We start from the raw sequence: 17020 nt of genomic DNA, 5'->3' as shown, positions 1-17020 counted from the left end.
CGGGGGGCACGGCCGTCCCCCAGCCGGAGCGAATGAATTCGCCGCTGGAAAGGCACGAAGTCCGCCTTCGCGGACTGTCCCAGCGCGGGCCAGCGGACGTGCACCGGCGCGGCCTTCGATGGCGTAAACGCTGCCATCGGGCACAAAGACGGCGCGCGGCAGGAGCTGTCGGCGAAGGCCGACATCGCGTTGCCAGAGCCGCGGATTCATTCGCCGTGGCTGGGGCTCAGCCGCGCCGTGATCCGCCGCGCCTGCTCCGCTCAACCGGCTGCTCCGTCGATCATCGATCCGCCCGTCATCGTTCCTGCTGATTGATCCTGATCCGCCGATCTGCACCGTTGCCGTTGATGCTGATCGCCGATCCGACCGCGCCGCTGATCGACTGCTCCGCTGAATGGATCCGCCGATTGATTGCTCCGCCGATCGTTTGATCCGCCGATCCGACCTCGCTGATCGCCGGATCCCGCTCCTTCGCCGCGTGCTGGCCTGCGCACCGCCGGGCCGCCATCGCCCGGCGCTGCCGTTTGCAGCGCACTGACCGACATACCCGAATGACCCGCAAGCGAATTTCCGCGTTCCTGGGGCTGGCGATGCTCGCCGCGCCGGCCCTGCACGCCCAGGCGCAGCCGCAGGACAGCGTTCCCCTCACGCTGGACCAGGCGCTGCGCACCGCCCAGGAGAACAACCCCACCTACCGCCGCGCGCTCACCGAGGTAGGCACGGCCGAGGCCGGCATTCGCCGCGCGCGGGGCGCGTTCCTGCCCGGCGCGCAGCTGCGGCTGAGCGCCAACGGCAGCTACAGCCGCGTGTTCACGGGCCAGGGCCAGTACGGCGAGCCCGTGGAGCGCGACGACGCCCTGGAGCTCAAGAGCAGCAGCTCGTCGCAGTCGCTGTCGCTGGGCTCGCTCACCCTGTTTGACGGCGGCGCGCGCCTGCGCGACCTGCGCGCGGCCCGCGAGGGCGCCGGTGCCACGGAAGCCCGCGTGGGCGCGGCCGAGATCACCGTGCGCGGCGACGTGAGCCGGCGCTACTGGGAGGCCGTGCGCGCCGACCGCGTCATCCGGCTGGAGGAGCAGCTGCTGGCCAGCGCCCGCGACCGCCTGGAGGTTACCCGCGCCCTGGTGCGCGTAGGCGTGCGCGGCCCCATCGACGTGCTGGGCGCCGAGGTCACCGTGGCCGAGCAGGAGCAGGCCCTGGAGCTGGCCCGCGGCAACGCCCGCAAGGCGCAGCTGGACCTGCGCCAGGCCATGGGCGTCATCCAGGGCGGCTGGCTGCGGCTCACGGACGAGCCCGTCGCCATGTTCGACCCCGCCGCCCTGGACGCCGACGCGCTCGTGCAGCGCGCCCTGGCCAGCCACCCTCGCATTGCCCGCGTGGACGCCGTGCGCCGCCAGACGGACCACCAGGTGGCGAGCGCCCGCGCCGCCCGCTGGCCCCGCTTTGGTGTGAGCGCCAACCTGGGCCGCAGCCAGCGCTTTTCCAACTACGCCGGCTTCCTGGAGCCCAACCCCCTGGACCAGAGCCTCGGGCTGAGCTTTGACCTGACCGTCCCGCTCTTCAACGGCTACCAGACGTCGTACCAGATCCAGGCGGCCCGGGCCAACCGTGACGCCGCCACGGAGGACGCCCGCGGCGAGCGCCTGGCCGTGGAGCGCGAGGTGCGCGGCGCCGTGGTGGACCTGGACAACGCGTACCGCGCGGCCGTGAACGCCGACCGCGCCCTGGGGCTCAACCGCCGCCGGCTGGAGCTGGCCCAGCAGCAGTACCGCGTGGGCGCGCTCACCCTCACGGACCTGACGGACGCCGTAGAGCGCGCCGCCCGCGCGGAGCGTGACGCCCTGCGCACCCGCTTTGACTTCGCCACGGCGCTCGCCACGCTGGAGGAGCGGCTGGGCGGGCCCGTGCGCCCCTGACCCGCCGCGCCTGAACCCCGAGCCGGACTGCCCATGTCGCTCCCCCGCGTCGCCATCGCGCGCCCCGTGGCCGTCGCCATGTTCTTCCTGGGCGTCGTGTTCCTGGGCGTGCTCTCCTTTGTGCGCCTGCCCATCGACCTGCTGCCGGACGTGGCGTACCCGCGCCTGGTGGTCTACACGACGGACGCGGGCGCCGCCCCGGCCGAGGTGGAGCGGTTCATCACCGAGCCGGTGGAGCAGGCCGTGAGCACCGTCCCCGGCGTGCAGGGGGTGGAGAGCGTGACCCGCGAGGGCGCGTCGCTCGTGACGGCGCGGTTCGCGTGGGGCACGGACATGGAGTTCGCGGCCCTCAACGTCCGCGAAAAGCTGGACAACATCCGCGACCAGCTGCCGGAGCTGGCCGCGCGTCCCGTCGTGCTGCGCACGGACCCGCGCAGCGAGCCCGTGATGGCGCTGGCCGTGGCGGGCGGGCGGGACCTGCCGGGGCTCAAGGAACTGGCGGACCTGGTGTTCAAGCGCCGGCTGGAGCAGATCGACGGCGTGGCCCTGGCCCAGGTGACGGGCGGCGTGGAGCGCGAGATCCACGTGGACGTGGACCCGCGCGCGCTGGAAAGCTTCGGCCTGACGGTGCAGGACGTGTCGGCGTCGCTCAGCGCGGCCAACGCGCAGGCGCCCGGCGGCACCATCCGCCGCGGCCGCTACCGCTACTCGCTGCGCACCCTGGGCGAGCTGCAGGGCGTGGACGAGATCGCCGCCGTGCCCGTGCGCAAGGCCGGCGCGGCGCCGGATTCCACGGGCGCACGCGTGCTGCTGCGCGACGTGGCGGCCGTCACGGACGGCTTCCAGGAGCGCGAGTCGCTGGCCCGCTACAACGGGCAGGAGTCCGTGGGGCTGCTGGTGTACAAGAACGCGGACGCCAACACCGTCCGCGTGGCCCGCGAGGTGGAGCGCACGCTGGCGCAGCTGCGGCGCGAGTACCCCGACGTGCAGCTGCAGGTGGCCATGAGCCAGGCGGGCTTCATCTCCAGCGCCCTGGCCAACGTGGTCCAGGAGGTCATCCTGGGCGGCATCCTGGCCTTCCTGGTCCTCTTTCTCTTCCTCCGCGAGGCGCGCTACCCCGTCGCCATCGCCCTGGCCATCCCCATCTCCCTCATCGCCACCTTCGCGCTCATGCACGCGACGGGGGTGTCGCTCAACATCCTGTCGCTGGGCGGCATGGCCCTGGGCGTGGGCATGCTGATGGACAACTCCATCGTCGTGCTGGAGAACGTCTTTCGCCACCGCGAGCTGGGGCTGCGGGCGCGCATGGCCGCCGCCGTGGGGGCCGAGGAGGTGCAGCGCGCCATCACGGCGTCTACGCTCACGACCATCGCCGTGTTCGGGCCCATCGTCTACGTGGAAGGGGTGGCGGGCGAGCTGCTGGGCGCCTTGGCCATGACGGTCGCGTACTCGCTGCTGTGCTCCATCCTCGTGGCCATCACCCTGCTGCCGGCCATGGCCGCGCGCTGGGACGGCGAGACCAAGGCGGCGCCGGCCGGGCGCATCACCCGGGTGTTCACGCCCCTGCTGGACGCGTTCGACCGCGGGTTCGCGCGCTTCGCCGCGTTCTACGAGGCCACGCTGGAAAAAGCCATGCGCCACCGCGCGCGCACCATGGGCGTGGCGTTCGGCCTGCTGGCCCTGGGGCTGCTGGTGGGATGGTCCCTGCCGCGCGGCGTGCTGCCCGAGGTGGACCAGGGGCAGTTCCGCCTGCGGATGGAGCTGCCGCAGGGCACGCCCCTGGAGCGCACGGCGGACGAGACGTCCAAGCTGGAGCGGCTGCTGGACGCCGACCCCGCCGTGGAGGCCGTCTTTACCCGCGTGGGCCGGCAGGTGGCCGCCGCGGGGATGGACGACCGCGAGAGCGGGCTCAACACGGCCATGCTGGAGGTGCGGCTGAAGGACGACGCGTCCACGGCGGAGATCCTGGAGCGCCTGCGCCCGGGGCTGGCCGGCTTTCCCGCGGGCTCGGTGACGGTGGAGGCGGGGCAGGCCACGGCGCTGGGCCGGCTGATGGGCGGCGGCGAGGCGGACCTGGCCGTGCGCGTGCGCGGCGAGCGCCTGGACGAGGCCCTGGCCTACGCCACGGCCGCGCAGCGCCGCCTTGCCACGGAGCCCACGCTGGCCAACGTGCGCGTGGGGACGGAGATGGGCCAGCCGGAGATGCGGGTGGAGATCGACCGCGAGCGGGCCGCGGCGTTCGGCGTGGACCCCGCCAAGGTCGCGGGCACCGTGCAGGACTACATGCAGGGCGAAAAGGCCACGGACCTGGTGGAGTTCGACCGCAAGGTGCCCATCGTGGTCCGCCTTCCCGAAGAGGCGCGCCGCTCCGCGCAGACGCTGGAGCAGCTCACGGTGGACGGCGTGCCCCTGCGCGAGCTCGTCCGCGTGTACGACGCCGCCGGCCCGTCGGAGATCCGGCGCATCGACCAGAGCCGCGTGGTGACCGTGCACGCCGACGTGGCGGACGGCGGCGTGGACGCGGCCGTGGGGCGGGTGCAGGCCGCCCTGTCCGCCACCCCCGTGCCGCACGGGCTGCGGGTGGAGATCGGCGGCGAGAACGAGGAGATGCGCAAGGGCTTTCGCGACCTGGCGTTCGCCTTCGTCCTGGCCCTGCTGCTCGTCTACATGCTGCTGGCGGCGGAGTTCGAGTCGCTGCTGCTGCCCTTCATCGTCCTGCTGGCCGTGCCCCTGGCGGCCGTGGGCGCCACCCTGGCCCTGTGGATCACGGGCGCGGGGCTCAACACCATGTCGCTCATCGGGATGGTGATCCTGGTGGGCATCGTGGACAACGACGCCGTCGTCAAGGTGGACTTCATCAACCAGGCGCGGCGCGAGGGGATGAGCCGCCGCGAGGCCATCTTCGCCGCCGGCCACGCGCGCATGCGGCCCATCGTGATGAACACCATCACGGCCATGCTGGGCCTGCTGCCCATGGCGATGGCCATCGGCCCCGGCGCGGAGCTGCAGGCGCCCCTGGCCATCGCCGTCTTCGGCGGCCTGCTCTCGGCCACGGCGCTCACCCTCGTCGTCATCCCCGTCGCGTACGACGTGCTGGACGAGGCCGGCGAGCGCATCCGCGCCTGGCTGCGCCGCCCCGCCACCCCCCAGCCCGAGCCCGAGATCCCCGTCCCCGCCGGCTTGGCCGCGGGGGACTGAGCGCCGAACCCGGAACCGATGCCTTCGATGCGGAACCTGTGGCGGGCGGGCACCTGTGGCGCGCTGGGGATGGCCCTCGCGGCCTGCGGCGGCGAGGCGGGCGCTCCCGGCAGCGTCGCGCGGGATAGCGCCGGCGTGCGCATCGTCCAGAACGACCGCCCCGCGTGGAAGGACGGCGCCGGGTGGACGGTGGGCGACGCGCCCTCGCTGGACGTCGGCGTGGTGGACGGTGAGGCCGCGTACCAGCTGGACGACGTGCGCGCCGTGGCCCGGCTGGCGGACGGGCGCATCCTCGTGGCCAACGGGGGAAGCCGCGAGCTGCGGATCTTTGGCGCGGACGGGCGGCACGCGCGCACGCTGGGGCGGGAGGGCGGCGGCCCGGGCGAGTTCCAGCGCCTGTCGTGGGCCGGCGCGGCACCGGGTGACACCCTGCTGGCGTGGGATTCCGACGCCCGGCGCCTGACCGTCTTTGCCCCCGGCGGCGCGCTCGTCCGCACCGTCACGCCGCAGGGGCCCGGCGGGGAATCGCCCTCCGTCCGCGGCGTCCTCACGGACGGGACCCTCGTCTCCACGGGCGGGTTTGCCCCCGGCGGCTTTCGCATGGGCGAGCAGCGCGACACGGTGCGCTACCACCTCTTTGGCGCGGATGGACGCGTGCGCGGCGGGCTGGGGCCCTATGCCGGCATGGAGGCGTTCGCCATGGAGGCGACGGCGTCATGCTGAAGGAGGCGGTGGTATTCGGGCGCGAGGTGCTGGTGCGCCCGGCCGGTGACGCGGTGGTGGTGGCCGACAACGACCGCTACGAGATCCGATTCGTGTCTCCCGACGGAGCCCTGCGCCGCGTCGTCCGGCGGGCGCACACGCCCGTGCGCGCGCAGGCCGCGGACGTGGAGGCGTTCTTCGCGGCGCGTGACGCCGACATGCCCGGGCTTCCCCCCGAGGTGGTGGCCAGCCTGCAGCGCATGCGGGCGCGGCAGCGCGAAGCGCTTCCCCGCCGCGAGACCTTCCCCGCCTTTGCGGACGCGCGCGTGGACGCGGTGGATAACCTGTGGGTAGAGGAGTATCGCCGCCCCGCGGACGAGCAGCCGCGCTGGTCCGTCTTCGACCCCGAAGGCCGCTGGCTGGGCACGGTCGAGACGCCCGCGGGGCTGGCCGTGCACCAGATCGGCCCGGACTGGATCCTGGGCGTGCAGAAGGACGCGCTGGAGGTGGAGCACGTGCGGATGTATCCCCTCGTCAAACCCGGCCGCTGAGGCATCGGCCATGATCCGCTTCTCCATCCGCGGCCCCGTTGCGGTCGCGATGTTCGCCCTGGCAGGGGCGTGCGGAGAGGCGGACGAGGCGGAGCCGCCGGTTCAGCCGGTGGCGGCCACGGCGGAGCCGATCTCGACCCTGGATGACGGCACGGAGCCCGTGCTGGCCCGTCCGCTCTCCGTCGATCGGGCACCGGATGACGGATTCGTGATTCCCGACCGCTCGCACCGAGACCTGAAGCTGTACGGCGCGGACGGCCGCCGCACGGGAACAGTCGGGCGCGCGGGTGGCGGGCCCGGCGAGTTCGCGGCGCTCACCTCCGGGGGCGTGTTCCGCGACAGCGTCTACGGGTTCGACATGGTCGCCGGGCGGCTGTACCTGTTCGGCGGGGACGGGCGGGCCGCGCGTTCCGTCCCGGTGCCGCAGGGAACGTGGAGCGTGCGGGCCGTCGACGATTCGCTGTTCCTCGTCGTCCGCTCCGTCGCGCCCGCTCGTCGTGACGCGCTCGTGCTGATGCGGCCGGACGGAAGCGTGCGCGGCAGCTTCTTCGATGCGTCCCGGTTCGTCGGCCGCAATCCGGAGCTGGCGCAGCTCGCGGCCGTCGTGGCGGATGCGCGCGACGGGACGGTGTTCGCTGGTGTCTTTGGCGTGGATACGCTCTACGCGTTCGACTACGCGGGCCGGCAGACGGGCGCCTCGTCCATCGACCGGGACGAACCGCTGCCATCCTTCCGGGAACTAGCGGCGGAGAACGGCGGACGGCTGCGGCGCGCGGGGGGCGGCTGGGTCATCGACGGCGCGGAGGTGCTGATCGCGCTCACGGCGCTCGACGATCGCCGGGCCGTCCTGCACGTGCAGCGCTTCGACGCCGAGACGGGGCTGGACCGCGTGGAGGGCGGGCGCCTTCTCCTTTTCGACCTGGATCGCCGCGGTACGCCACGCCTGCGCGGCCGGGCTGCTCCGGTCGCCGGGCTGATGGGCCGGGACCGTGACGGCCAGCCGCTCCTGCTGGGCTATGCACCGGGCAACGCTGACCAGTACGTCGTCCAACGGCTCCTCTGGGCGCCCCCAACTGGCGACCGTCCGAGATGAACCGGCGCATCGGGACGCTCTGCCTCGCAAGCCTGCTGCTGGTGACTGGATGCGATACCAGCGTCAGCCGGGCGGCGCCTCCGACGCCGCCCACGCGGGCGAGAGTCGCCCGCGTGGATACGATCCGGGGCAGCCTCGCGGACTCCGCTCGCGCTCTGCTCATTGATTCGGAACACGGTCAGCAACCAGCGGTGCTTCTGGCCCTTGGGGCGTCCGACGTGGGTACCTGCGAAGATCTGGGCCGCCAGGCACGCGAGCTTCAGCGCTGGGCCGACCGCAGGAACCTGCGCTTCATCGTTTGGGTCGAGCAGGACTCCGCGGACGTTCTCGACATGTTCCTGCGCCGGGAGCGCATCCGCCCGGTGTCGGTGATCCGCTCCGCGTCGCTGCTGGTCAGTGGGAACCAGCAGGCGACCGCCACACCGGCCGCGTTTCTTGTCCAGCCGGACGGCACCGTTCAGGGCACGGCGCACCCGGACCGGGTTTCCAACGTCCGCACCCGTTCGTTCGCCGATGAGCTGGAGGCGCTGCTGCCCGGGTTTCGCGGGCGGAACACTGCCTCCCGTTGAGCCGGTCCGCCTCGCGCCGTTCGGTCGAACGGAATGCGACGAGCGGCGGACCGGACCCGTTTCCGGAGCAACGCCATGGCAGTCCGCACACGCAGACGGCTGATCGGCCGCGTGGGGTTCTCCTCGCTCGCCCTCCTGACGCTGTTCCAGGCCGGGAGCGCGGACACGCAGGTAACGCAGGAGCCGCAGCAGTGCTTTCGCTACATCGATGAGCCGGTGACCGCGTGCAGCACCTGTGCGAGCCTGTGCTACGGCAAGGGATACAAGTGCTGCGGGGTCATCATCATCCAGACGTGACGCGACGTGGTCTGGCTTATCCCGTCGGCTGCGGCGGGATGAGCCGACGTCGAAGAAACGAATGGTCGGGGCGAAGTGAAGCTGCCCTGTCGAATCGACTGCTTACCAGGAGCCCGTCAGCCCGCAGATGATCCGCTTCTCCATCCGCCGCCCCGTGGCCGTGGCCATGCTCTACGGCGCGCTCGCCCTGCTGGGCGTGGCGTCGTGGCTCAGCGTGCCCGTGGAGCTGCTCCCCGACACGGAGCTGCCGCGGCTGCGCATCACCGCCGTGTGGCCGGGCGCCTCGCCCGAGGTGACGGAGGCGTTCCTCACGTCTCCCATCGAGGCCGCCGTGCAGCAGGTGCGCGGCGTGGAGAAGGTCACGTCCACCTCCGAGGAGGAGCGGGGGGTGATCGAGGTGGAGTTCGGCCGCGACGCCGATCTCGACTTCGCGCGGCTGGAGCTGGGAGAGCAGCTGGCCGCCCTGGACGAGCAGCTGCCCGAGGGCGCCCTGCGCCCCGTCGTGGAGCCGTACGTCCCCGAGGAGTTCCAGGAGCAGAACCAGCCGTTCCTGCGCTACACCCTCACGGGCCCGCTCACGACGGAGGCCCTGCGCACGGTGCTGGACGAAACCGTGGCGCCCGAGCTGCGCCAGGTGGAGGGCGTGGCCGACGTGCAGGCGTTCGGCGGGCGCGACCGGGTGCTGGAGGTGGCGCTGGACGAGCGCAAGATCCTGGCGCTGGGCCTTACGCCCGACGCCGTCCGGCAAAAGGTAGGGCAGCTGGAGGACGTCCGCGAGGCCGGCCGCGTGCGCCGCGGGGGGATGGAGTACGCCCTGGCCGTGCGCGAGTACGCCGGCAGCCCCGACCGCATCCGCCAGCTCCCCCTGCTCACGGACAAGGGCCGCGTCGTGCGGCTGCAGGACGTGGCCGTCGTCCGCGACACGTACGAGGAGCCGCGCCGCTTCTACCGCATCGACGGGCAGCCCGCCGTCTCGTTCCAGGTGGTGCGGGAGATCGGCACCAACGTCGTCCGCGTGTCCGACGGCGTAAAGGCGCGGATGGCCCAGGTGGAGCGCAGCCTGCCGCCCGGCGGCCGGATCCTCCTGGACGCGGACGAGAGCGAGGGCGTGCGCACCCAGCTCACGGACCTGCGGGGCCGCGCCCTGTCGTCGGCGCTCATCGTGTTCGCCGTCCTCTTCTTCTTCCTGCGCTCGTTCCGCTCGGCGGCCATCGTCTTCGCCAGCATCGCCTTCGCGGCGCTCATCACGCTCAACCTCATCTACTTTGGCGGGCTCACGCTCAACGTGCTCACGCTGATGGGGCTGGCGATGGGCTTCGGGCTCATCATCGACAACGCCGTCGTGGTGCTGGAGAACGTGTACCGCCACGCCCGCACGGCGCCGGATGCGGAGACGGCGGCGGAGCGGGGTGCGCGGGAGATGGTGCTCCCCGTGCTGGCGGCCACGCTCACCACCATCATCGTCTTCATCCCGTTCGTCTACCTGCAGGGCGAGGTGCGGCTCTTCTACGTGCCGCTGGCCGTCGTCGTGGGCTTCACGAACCTGGCGTCGCTCTTCGTCACCTTCTCCTTCACGCCGGCGCTGGCGGGGCGGCTGCTGGGAAGCCGGGTGGAGAAGATCCGGCTGCAGGCCCGTCGCGCGCGGCCGCCCTGGTACGAGCGGCTGTACGCCGGGATGGTGGGCGGCACCCTGCGCTGGCCGTGGATGGCCGTCATCGTCTCGCTCCTGGCGCTGGGCGGGTCGGCGCACCTGTTCAACAAGTTCGTCACGCGCGGCACCGTCTGGCGGCCGTGGTACGACCAGGAGTCGTACATCCAGATCAGCTTCAGCCTGCCCCGCGGCGAGGAGCTGGAGCGCACGGACCAGCTGGTGCGCTTCTTCGAGCAGCGGCTGGGGCAGATGCCCGAGGTGGCGCGGTTCACCACCAACGTGTACGCGCAGGCCGCGCAGATGAAGGTGGAGTTCCCCGACTCGCTGCAGGACACGGCCGTCCCTGTCTCCATCAAGGAGCAGATGGAGGCGTACAGCCACCAGTACGGCGGGGCCGAGGTGCGGGTCACCGGGTACGGCCCCTCGTTCTACGGCGGGGGCGGGTCGCCCCCCAACTACAGCATCCAGGTGCTGGGCTACAACTACGAGAAGGTGCGCGAGATCGCCGACGACCTGGGCCGTCGCCTGCAGCAGTTCTCGCGCATCCAGGACGTGGACACCAACTCCGACGGCGCCTGGTACCAGCGCGACAAGGCCACGGAGGTCGTGCTTCGCGTGGACCGTCCCGCCCTGGCCGCCCACGGGATCAGCGCCCGCGAGGTGGTGAACCGGGTGGGCGCCGCCGTGGGCCGCAACGGCTCGCGGGGCCGCCTGCGCGTGGGCGACGAGGAGGTGGCGTTCAGCGTGGCCCTGGACGGGCATCGGACCATGGACGTGCAGCAGCTGCGGCAGCTGCTCATCCCCGGTCCCGGCGGCGGCGCCGTGCGGCTGGCGGACGTGGCCCGGGTGGACGAGCGCGAGGTGCTCAGCCGCATCGTCCGCGAAGACCAGCAGTACCAGCGCACGGTGAGCTACGAGTTCCGCGGCCCCACCAAGCTGGGCGACAAGGTGCACGAGGCCGTGATGAAGGCCACGCGCCTTCCCGCCGGCTACACCCTCGTGGGCCGCGAGGAATGGAAGTGGGGCGACGACGAAAAGGCGCAGATCTACGGCGTGCTGGCCGTGTCGCTCATCCTCGTCTTCATGGTGACGGCGGCGCTCTTCGAATCCATCCGCCAGCCCCTGTGCGTGCTGCTGACGGTGCCCATGGCGCTCATCGGCGTGTTCCTCGTCTTTTTCTTCACGGGGGCCAGCTTCAGCCGCGAGGCGTTCATCGGCGTGATCATGATGGGCGGCGTGGTGACCAACAACGCCACGCTGCTGGTGGATCACCTCAACCACGTGCGGCGCGAGGCGGGGCTGTCCCTGCGCGACGCCATCCTGCGCGGCACGCTGGAGCGCGTCCGGCCGATTTTGATGACGAGCGCCGTCACCATCCTGGGCCTGCTGCCGCTGGTGGTGATGAGCGAGGCGGCGGATGCCAACATCTGGAACGCGCTGGGCTACGCGCTGCTGGGCGGCCTGGGCAGCTCCACGATCCTCGTGCTGACGGTGACGCCCGCCCTGTACCTCCTCTTCGAGCGCGGCCCCGAGCGCAGGCGCCTGGCCCGCGAGGCCGCCGCGTCCACCGACCAGCCGATTTCCGCGCTGGAGCCGGCGCCGGCCTGAGGCGAGTTTCCTCGGCACCCCCGTTTCGATGCATCGCCATGGCAGATGCGTCATCCTGAGGAGCCGCCGCGCGATGCTGCCTGGGCGCGATCTCTGGCGGCGACGAAGGATCTTGTATCCGAACCACGGGGCCAATTCCGCGCGCGGAGCAGGCCCTTCGCGTCGTCCATCGCTTCACTGTCGCGGATCACGAAGGGACCCCGAAACGCGTCGTTGATCCGCGTCGCCCATCCTGCCGAAACAAATCGCCCTCCCCGCTCGTTCTTCCGCGGGCCCGATCCTCTCCCGGGCGCGGAAACCCCTTGTCCCTGAACGACATGGAATCCCCAGAGCTCGACCTCGCCACCTGCGAGTACGACGTCCAGCGCAAGCAATCGGCGGAGCAGCGCCGCGCCCGCCTGCTGGGAGCGCTGGCCCTCGAAGAAGCGCGGCTGAACGACCTTGCCCGGCAGCTGCGGATCGAGGAGGAGGACGTGGAGCGGCTGGAGGGGATGAGCCTGGCCGCGTTCGTCGCCACCCTGCGTGGAATCAAGGACGAGCGGCTCAAGGCGGAGCGCGCGGAGTACGTGGCGGCCAAGCTGCGCTACGACGAGTGCGCCGCCGCCCTCGAAGCCCTGCGGACGCAGGTGGCGGACGTGGGCCGGGAGGTGGACGGCCTGCGGGGCGCGGAAACGCGGTACGAGGCCGCCCTGGCCGCGCGCGAGCAGCAGGTGCTCGCCTCCGGTTCGGCCGTCCGGGAACAGGTGATGGACGTCGCCCGGCGAATCGGGGTGGAGCGCGCCCGCATCCACGAGCTGGACGAGGCGGCGAACGCGGCCAACGAGACCATCCAGGCGCTCAAGGCCGTGCACGAGTCGCTGGGCAGCGCGGCCAGCTGGGGGGCGTGGGATACGTGGGGCGGCGGCGGACTCATCAGCACGTCCATCAAGCACGACCACATCGACAAGGCGCGCCGGTCTGCCGGCGTCGCGCGGCAAAGGCTGCAGCGGCTCAACATCGAGCTGGCGGACGTGGGGCTGGCCGGCGGCGGGCTGGACGTGCAGATGGGCGACTTCCTGTCGTTCGCCGACTACTTCCTGGACGGGTTCTGGGCGGACCTTGCCGTCCAGAACCGGATCGAGGGCGCACAGGCGCGCGTCCTCGACACGGGCAAGCAGGTGGTCGCGCTCCGCACCCGCCTGCGCGAGGACCAGCACCGCGCCACCAGGCAGATCGAGCAGCTGGAGGACGAGCGCCGCACCCTGATCCGCACCGCATCGGTGGAGACGACGTAGCAATGACGACGACGGATACGGATCTGCCGCGCCTGCGCGAGGACGTGGCGCGCAAGTCCGCGCTCGCGCAGCGCCTGCAGGCCGTGCGCACGTCGCTCGCGGCCGAGCAGGGCCGCCGCAAGCGCCTGGCGGAGCGGCTGCGGGCTGAAAAGGAGGACCTGGACCGGCTGGAGGGAATGAGCCTGTCCGCGTTCCTCGCCACGCTCACCGGCAGCCGGGGAGAGCGGACGGAGCGCGAGCGGCAGGAGTACCTCGCGGCCAAGCTGGCGTACGACTCGTGGGCGGCCGGCGTGGCCGCGCTGAGCGAGCAGGAGGGCGAGATCCAGGCGGAGCTCGCGGCCTTGCGCGACGCGGAGGCGCGCTACGAGGCCGCGCTGGCGGGGCGGGAGCGCGAGCGCGTGGCCCGGGGCGGGGAAGGCGCCGCGCGGCTGTTCGCCCTCGCGACGGAGCTGGGTGATGCGCGCGCCGCGGCCCGCGAACTGGACGAGGCCGCCAACGCCGCCTCCGCGGCCGGCAAGGCGCTGGACGAGCTGATCCGCCTGCTGGACGAAGCCGAGGAGCTGAACCGCGCGGACTTCGTGCGCGACGACCACTACACCACCGCGCGCAAGCACGAGCGGCTGGGCGAGGCGCGTTCCGCCGCGGGCTTCGCGGGGCAAAAGCTGCAGCGCCTGCGCACCGAGCTGTCCGACGTGCGGGTGCAGGGCGGGGGACTGGCGGTGGACGTGGGCGAGGCGCTGTCGTTCGCCGACTACTTCATGGACGGCCTCTTCGTCGACTGGATCGTGCAGCGGCGCATCGAGCAGGCGCGCGAGCGGGCCGGCCGCACGCGGGGACAGGTGCGCTCGCTCACCATCGACCTGCGCGCGCGGGCGTCCAGGGCGCAGGAGCACGCCGGCCGCCTGGAAGCCGAGCGCCGCGCCCTGCTGGAAAGCGAGTGACGTACCTTCGTACTCCGCACCTTCGTACCGAACGAACGCGGCCCCGGCTCGATGTGAGCCGGGGCCGCGTTTGCTCCGTCGCCGCGAAAGCCGCGAAAGCCGCGATCAGGCGGCGGTCGTCTCGCTCTGCACGGGGGCAGCCTGCGCCGGGGCGGCGGTGGCCGCGGGCACCTGCGCGGGCGCGGCGGGCGCCTGGGTCAGGTAGTTCTGCTGGGCGTTGGCCTGGATGCTCTGCTCGTCCATGCCGTTCAGGGCGCGCTTGAAGTCGCGGATGCCCTTGCCCATTCCGCCGGCGAGCTCCGGCAGGCGCTTGGCCCCGAACAGGAGCAGCAGCACGCCGAAGATCAGGACCAGCTCGCCAAAACCAAGACCGAACGGCATGTTGACCTCCAGGTCGGGAAAGAAAAAACCGCGGTAGACCGCGTCGAGAGTTCGTCTACAGTTCGACGGTACGCATCGCTCGTGCCGTGAACGCTCTGCAAGATAATGCCGAAGGCCGCCTGCCACAACGGGTTAACCGAATCTTCAGCAAACGGCGAAGCCGTTGTGGGGCACAGCCTTACAGCGCTTCCTCCCACGCGTTGAGGATTTCCCCGCGCACGCCGCTGTCCGTGGATCCCCCCTCAGGCCGGCTCCGCCGCGTCTGAACCCGCTGCACCGCCTGCGCTTGCGTGGCTGGCCGCGATGCTCCGTACGATACGGGCGGATCTCCTCGCGCGGATTGGTACGCCGCTCCGCCGCCGGAGTTCGCCGCGCGCGTCCGGTGCGGAATCGCCCCGTTCGCGTCAGCCCTGGCCGATGCTGGCCTCCAGGGACGCGATGGCGGCGCGCACCGCGGCCGGCAGTGGCGTCTTGCGGCCGGCGGCGTAGTCGTACGAAACCAGCAGGGCGCTCCCTTCGGCCGCCACGTCGCCCAGGGCGCGGCTCACCAGCCGGTACTCGTGCGTGAACCGGTCGTCGCCCACCTCCGTGGCCCGCGCGCCCACCACCACGGTGTCGGGGTAGACCACGGGGCGGCGGTAGCGTGCCTGCGTGCTGGCCAGGATGGGGCCGATCTGCATGGTCTCCGTCAACTCGCGGAACCCGATGCGCGACAGGTACGGGATGCGCGCGCTCTCGAAATAGGTGAAGTAGCGCGCGTGGTTCACGTGGCGAAAGTAGTCCATCTCCGCCCACGCCACGGGCCACTCCACCACGACGGGAAACTCCGCCCGCAGCCGCCGCTCCGCCTCGCTCGCCTCCACCGCTCCGTTCGCGTCCGTCATGCCCCCGTCCCGTCCAGCGACGCCGCCGCGCCCAGGCCCGCGGCCCGGCCCGTGGCCCACGCCCAGGAGAAGTTGTACCCGCCGATGGGCCCAAAGCAGTCCAGGATCTCGCCGCACAGGAATAGGCCCGGCGCCACGCGGCTCTCACCCGTGCGCGGGTCCACCTCGCCCAGCGGCACCCCGCCGCCCGTGACCTCCGCCTTCTTGTAGCCCTCGTCGCCCGTCCACGGCAGGCGGTAGCGCGCGAGCGCCTCCACCAGCCGGGCGCGCTCTTCGCGCCGCAGCTGCGACCGCGTGCGCTCCGGGTCCACGCCGCTCTCCTCCAGCAGCCGGTCCGCCAAGCGCTGCGGCAGCTGGCGCCGCACGAGCGATCCGATGGTGCCCGGTCCAGCCTCCAGCAGCAGCGCCTCCCATCCGCGCGCGTCCAGCGACGTCCACTGCGCGTAGACCGGCTGCCGCCGCGCCGGCTCCCACCCCGCCGAACGGACGGCCAGGTGCGACACGTTCAGCACCGTGGGCCCGCTGTATCCGCGGTGCGTAAAGAGAAATCCGCCGCGCGACTGCAGGCTTCCCTTCGGCAGCGGCGCGTCCAGCGTCACCTCCAGCGACACGCCGGCCAGCTCCGCGTGCACGGGTGGATTGGCCGTGAGCGGCGTGAGGGCAGCGTATGTCTCGTGCAGCCCATGCCCCAGCTGCCGCGCGATGCGGAACCCCGTGCCGTCGCTCCCCGTCGCCGGTACCGAAAGGCCACCCGTGGCCAGCACGACGGCCGCCGCGGCGATTTCCTCGCCGCCCTCCACCAGCACCTTCCACGGTTCCGTGCCTGAAGGCGGCCGCAGGCCCACGACCTTCGTGTCGAACCGCGTCTCCGCGCCCCGCCGGCGGGCCAGGGCGATGAGCCCGTCGCGGACGTCGCGCGCGCGGTTCGATTCCGGGAACAGCTTGCCCGTCTCCGGCTCCAGGGCGAGCGGGACGCCCACCTCGTCCTCGAAGAATCGGCGCTGCTCCGCCAGGGGCCAGGAGAGCAGCATCTTCTTGAGCGAGTTGCGCGACGATTCCGTGAAGTAGCGGTCCGCGCTCACCTCCGACGGCAGCACGTTGCACCGTCCGCCGCCGCTGATGAGGATCTTGCGGCCGCCGTCGCGCGTGCGCTCCACCAGCAGCGTGCGCCGTCCGCCGGCCGCCGCGAAGATCGCCGCCATCGTCCCCGCGGCCCCGGCCCCCACCACCACGATCGGCAGATCCGCGTCCGTCACGTTGCTCTCGTCTTTATATACGTGTGCGTGCGAAGCGGGGATGATAGCGAGGCGAGAAGCGTTCCGGAACGGCCATGGATGGAACAGCGGTTATGGGCGTGTCCCTCCGCTGCGCTCCGGGCCGGGCTGCGCGCGCCGTAGGGCACGATACAACTGTGCCCAACGGCGCCGAGCCCCCTGCGCATGCCGGCACGATACTGCTGTGCCGTCCTGCTCCGGGGTCTCGGCCCTGCGGGCGCGCATCCCTCACGCAACGGCGCCCGGTCCGCCGTCTCCGCGCGGACCCTCACCCCCCGGCCCCCTCTCCCGTACCGCACCCTCTCGCGCACGTTCGGGCCCGCGCGTGGTACGGGAGAGGGGGGAGTGGATCACACGAAGACCCCGGTATCCCCTGCTACCAGGCCCGTTACACCCCCTTGACCTCACCGTGTGCTCCGTGTATCATTGGGGCCCTTCGCGATCGGGGCCCCGAACGGTGCCCCGATCGCGATCCGGGGTTGACGCCGTCGGTACAGGCTGATATCCTTTAGGGCTGTCGCTTGAACGGACGGCGGGCGGTGCGGGAAGCGGAGTTCTGGATTTCCGCCTCTTGCTCGAAACGCCTAAGTGGTTTAGGTTGAAGGCGTTGCAAGAAAGTCGGCGGATGAAGAATTGGGAAACCTCTTCGCCGCCGCCCCTTGACCGGACAGGTCGAGGCTGATA

Annotated in this window: 15 protein-coding genes; 10 read left to right on the top strand and 5 right to left on the bottom strand. The window is 72.1% G+C overall.

Going from position 1 to position 17020, the window contains the following annotated elements; translation table 11 throughout:
- Window positions 1-185: hypothetical protein (locus VFZ20_RS23385; protein ID WP_329686376.1), on the bottom strand; the 185-nt coding region annotated here is incomplete at its 3' end.
- A 110-nt stretch (window positions 186-295) separates the two neighbouring features.
- Window positions 296-508, bottom strand: a complete 213-nt coding sequence (locus tag VFZ20_RS23380) for a hypothetical protein (RefSeq protein WP_329686375.1) — start codon at window positions 506-508, stop codon at window positions 296-298.
- A gap of 43 nt (window positions 509-551) precedes the next feature.
- Here VFZ20_RS23380 and VFZ20_RS23375 point away from each other — a divergent pair, with 43 nt between their 5' ends.
- From VFZ20_RS23375 to VFZ20_RS23330, 10 genes are all read left to right on the top strand, one after another.
- On the top strand, window positions 552-1913 hold the full coding sequence (locus VFZ20_RS23375; RefSeq protein WP_329686374.1) for a TolC family protein: 1362 nt from the start codon (window positions 552-554) through the stop codon (window positions 1911-1913).
- Between the two features lie 33 nt (window positions 1914-1946).
- Window positions 1947-5111, top strand: a complete 3165-nt coding sequence (locus tag VFZ20_RS23370) for an efflux RND transporter permease subunit (RefSeq protein WP_329686373.1) — start codon at window positions 1947-1949, stop codon at window positions 5109-5111.
- Window positions 5112-5129: 18 nt separating this feature from the next.
- Window positions 5130-5834, top strand: coding sequence for a hypothetical protein (locus VFZ20_RS23365; RefSeq protein WP_329686372.1), 705 nt, complete (start codon window positions 5130-5132; stop codon window positions 5832-5834).
- Window positions 5828-6364 carry a hypothetical protein gene (locus tag VFZ20_RS23360; RefSeq protein ID WP_329686371.1) on the top strand — a complete coding sequence of 179 codons (537 nt, stop codon included), beginning with the start codon at window positions 5828-5830 and terminating at the stop codon, window positions 6362-6364. The genes VFZ20_RS23365 and VFZ20_RS23360 overlap by 7 nt, the downstream gene beginning before the upstream one ends.
- Before the next feature lie 10 nt (window positions 6365-6374).
- Complete coding sequence (locus VFZ20_RS23355; protein ID WP_329686370.1) at window positions 6375-7457, top strand: hypothetical protein; 1083 nt, start codon at window positions 6375-6377, stop codon at window positions 7455-7457.
- Window positions 7454-8026: a hypothetical protein gene (locus VFZ20_RS23350; RefSeq protein ID WP_329686369.1), complete on the top strand. Its 573-nt coding sequence runs from the start codon at window positions 7454-7456 to the stop codon at window positions 8024-8026. Before VFZ20_RS23355 ends, VFZ20_RS23350 begins: the two co-directional genes overlap by 4 nt.
- A gap of 75 nt (window positions 8027-8101) precedes the next feature.
- Window positions 8102-8323 (top strand): hypothetical protein, encoded by a 222-nt coding sequence (locus tag VFZ20_RS23345; RefSeq protein WP_329686368.1) that lies wholly within the window; start codon window positions 8102-8104, stop codon window positions 8321-8323.
- 127 nt (window positions 8324-8450) lie between these two features.
- Complete coding sequence (locus VFZ20_RS23340) at window positions 8451-11582, top strand: efflux RND transporter permease subunit (RefSeq protein ID WP_329686367.1); 3132 nt, start codon at window positions 8451-8453, stop codon at window positions 11580-11582.
- Window positions 11583-11899: 317 nt separating this feature from the next.
- The gene (locus VFZ20_RS23335; protein ID WP_329686366.1) at window positions 11900-12856 is read left to right on the top strand and encodes a hypothetical protein; all 957 of its coding nucleotides are present in this window, start codon (window positions 11900-11902) and stop codon (window positions 12854-12856) included.
- A gap of 2 nt (window positions 12857-12858) precedes the next feature.
- Window positions 12859-13797 carry a hypothetical protein gene (locus VFZ20_RS23330; RefSeq protein WP_329686365.1) on the top strand — a complete coding sequence of 313 codons (939 nt, stop codon included), beginning with the start codon at window positions 12859-12861 and terminating at the stop codon, window positions 13795-13797.
- 105 nt (window positions 13798-13902) lie between these two features.
- Here the strand turns inward: VFZ20_RS23330 and VFZ20_RS23325 are convergent, their stop codons facing one another.
- The 3 genes from VFZ20_RS23325 to VFZ20_RS23315 all read right to left on the bottom strand — a co-directional run bounded on the left by VFZ20_RS23325 (window position 13903) and on the right by VFZ20_RS23315 (window position 16318).
- Window positions 13903-14178, bottom strand: coding sequence for a twin-arginine translocase TatA/TatE family subunit (locus VFZ20_RS23325; protein WP_329686364.1), 276 nt, complete (start codon window positions 14176-14178; stop codon window positions 13903-13905).
- 404 nt (window positions 14179-14582) lie between these two features.
- Window positions 14583-15062: a thioesterase family protein gene (locus VFZ20_RS23320; RefSeq protein ID WP_329686363.1), complete on the bottom strand. Its 480-nt coding sequence runs from the start codon at window positions 15060-15062 to the stop codon at window positions 14583-14585.
- Window positions 15059-16318, bottom strand: coding sequence for an aminoacetone oxidase family FAD-binding enzyme (locus tag VFZ20_RS23315; protein WP_329686362.1), 1260 nt, complete (start codon window positions 16316-16318; stop codon window positions 15059-15061). The genes VFZ20_RS23320 and VFZ20_RS23315 overlap by 4 nt, the downstream gene beginning before the upstream one ends.
- Window positions 16319-17020: the final 702 nt, after the last annotated feature.

Origin of the sequence: Longimicrobium sp., assembly GCF_036280135.1 — a bacterium.
Lineage (GTDB): Bacteria > Gemmatimonadota > Gemmatimonadetes > Longimicrobiales > Longimicrobiaceae > Longimicrobium.
This window is presented reverse-complemented; position numbering and strand designations above follow the sequence as displayed.

Coding starts and splice junctions, on each gene's coding strand:
- VFZ20_RS23325 (WP_329686364.1), bottom strand. CDS start 14,178: ATGCCGTTCGGTCTTGGTTTTGGCGAGCTGGTCCTGATCTTCGGCGTG.
- VFZ20_RS23335 (WP_329686366.1), top strand. CDS start 11,900: ATGGAATCCCCAGAGCTCGACCTCGCCACCTGCGAGTACGACGTCCAG.
- VFZ20_RS23340 (WP_329686367.1), top strand. CDS start 8,451: ATGATCCGCTTCTCCATCCGCCGCCCCGTGGCCGTGGCCATGCTCTAC.
- VFZ20_RS23375 (WP_329686374.1), top strand. CDS start 552: ATGACCCGCAAGCGAATTTCCGCGTTCCTGGGGCTGGCGATGCTCGCC.
- VFZ20_RS23360 (WP_329686371.1), top strand. CDS start 5,828: ATGCTGAAGGAGGCGGTGGTATTCGGGCGCGAGGTGCTGGTGCGCCCG.
- VFZ20_RS23370 (WP_329686373.1), top strand. CDS start 1,947: ATGTCGCTCCCCCGCGTCGCCATCGCGCGCCCCGTGGCCGTCGCCATG.
- VFZ20_RS23320 (WP_329686363.1), bottom strand. CDS start 15,062: ATGACGGACGCGAACGGAGCGGTGGAGGCGAGCGAGGCGGAGCGGCGG.
- VFZ20_RS23380 (WP_329686375.1), bottom strand. CDS start 508: ATGGCGGCCCGGCGGTGCGCAGGCCAGCACGCGGCGAAGGAGCGGGAT.
- VFZ20_RS23365 (WP_329686372.1), top strand. CDS start 5,130: ATGCCTTCGATGCGGAACCTGTGGCGGGCGGGCACCTGTGGCGCGCTG.
- VFZ20_RS23355 (WP_329686370.1), top strand. CDS start 6,375: ATGATCCGCTTCTCCATCCGCGGCCCCGTTGCGGTCGCGATGTTCGCC.
- VFZ20_RS23350 (WP_329686369.1), top strand. CDS start 7,454: ATGAACCGGCGCATCGGGACGCTCTGCCTCGCAAGCCTGCTGCTGGTG.
- VFZ20_RS23345 (WP_329686368.1), top strand. CDS start 8,102: ATGGCAGTCCGCACACGCAGACGGCTGATCGGCCGCGTGGGGTTCTCC.
- VFZ20_RS23330 (WP_329686365.1), top strand. CDS start 12,859: ATGACGACGACGGATACGGATCTGCCGCGCCTGCGCGAGGACGTGGCG.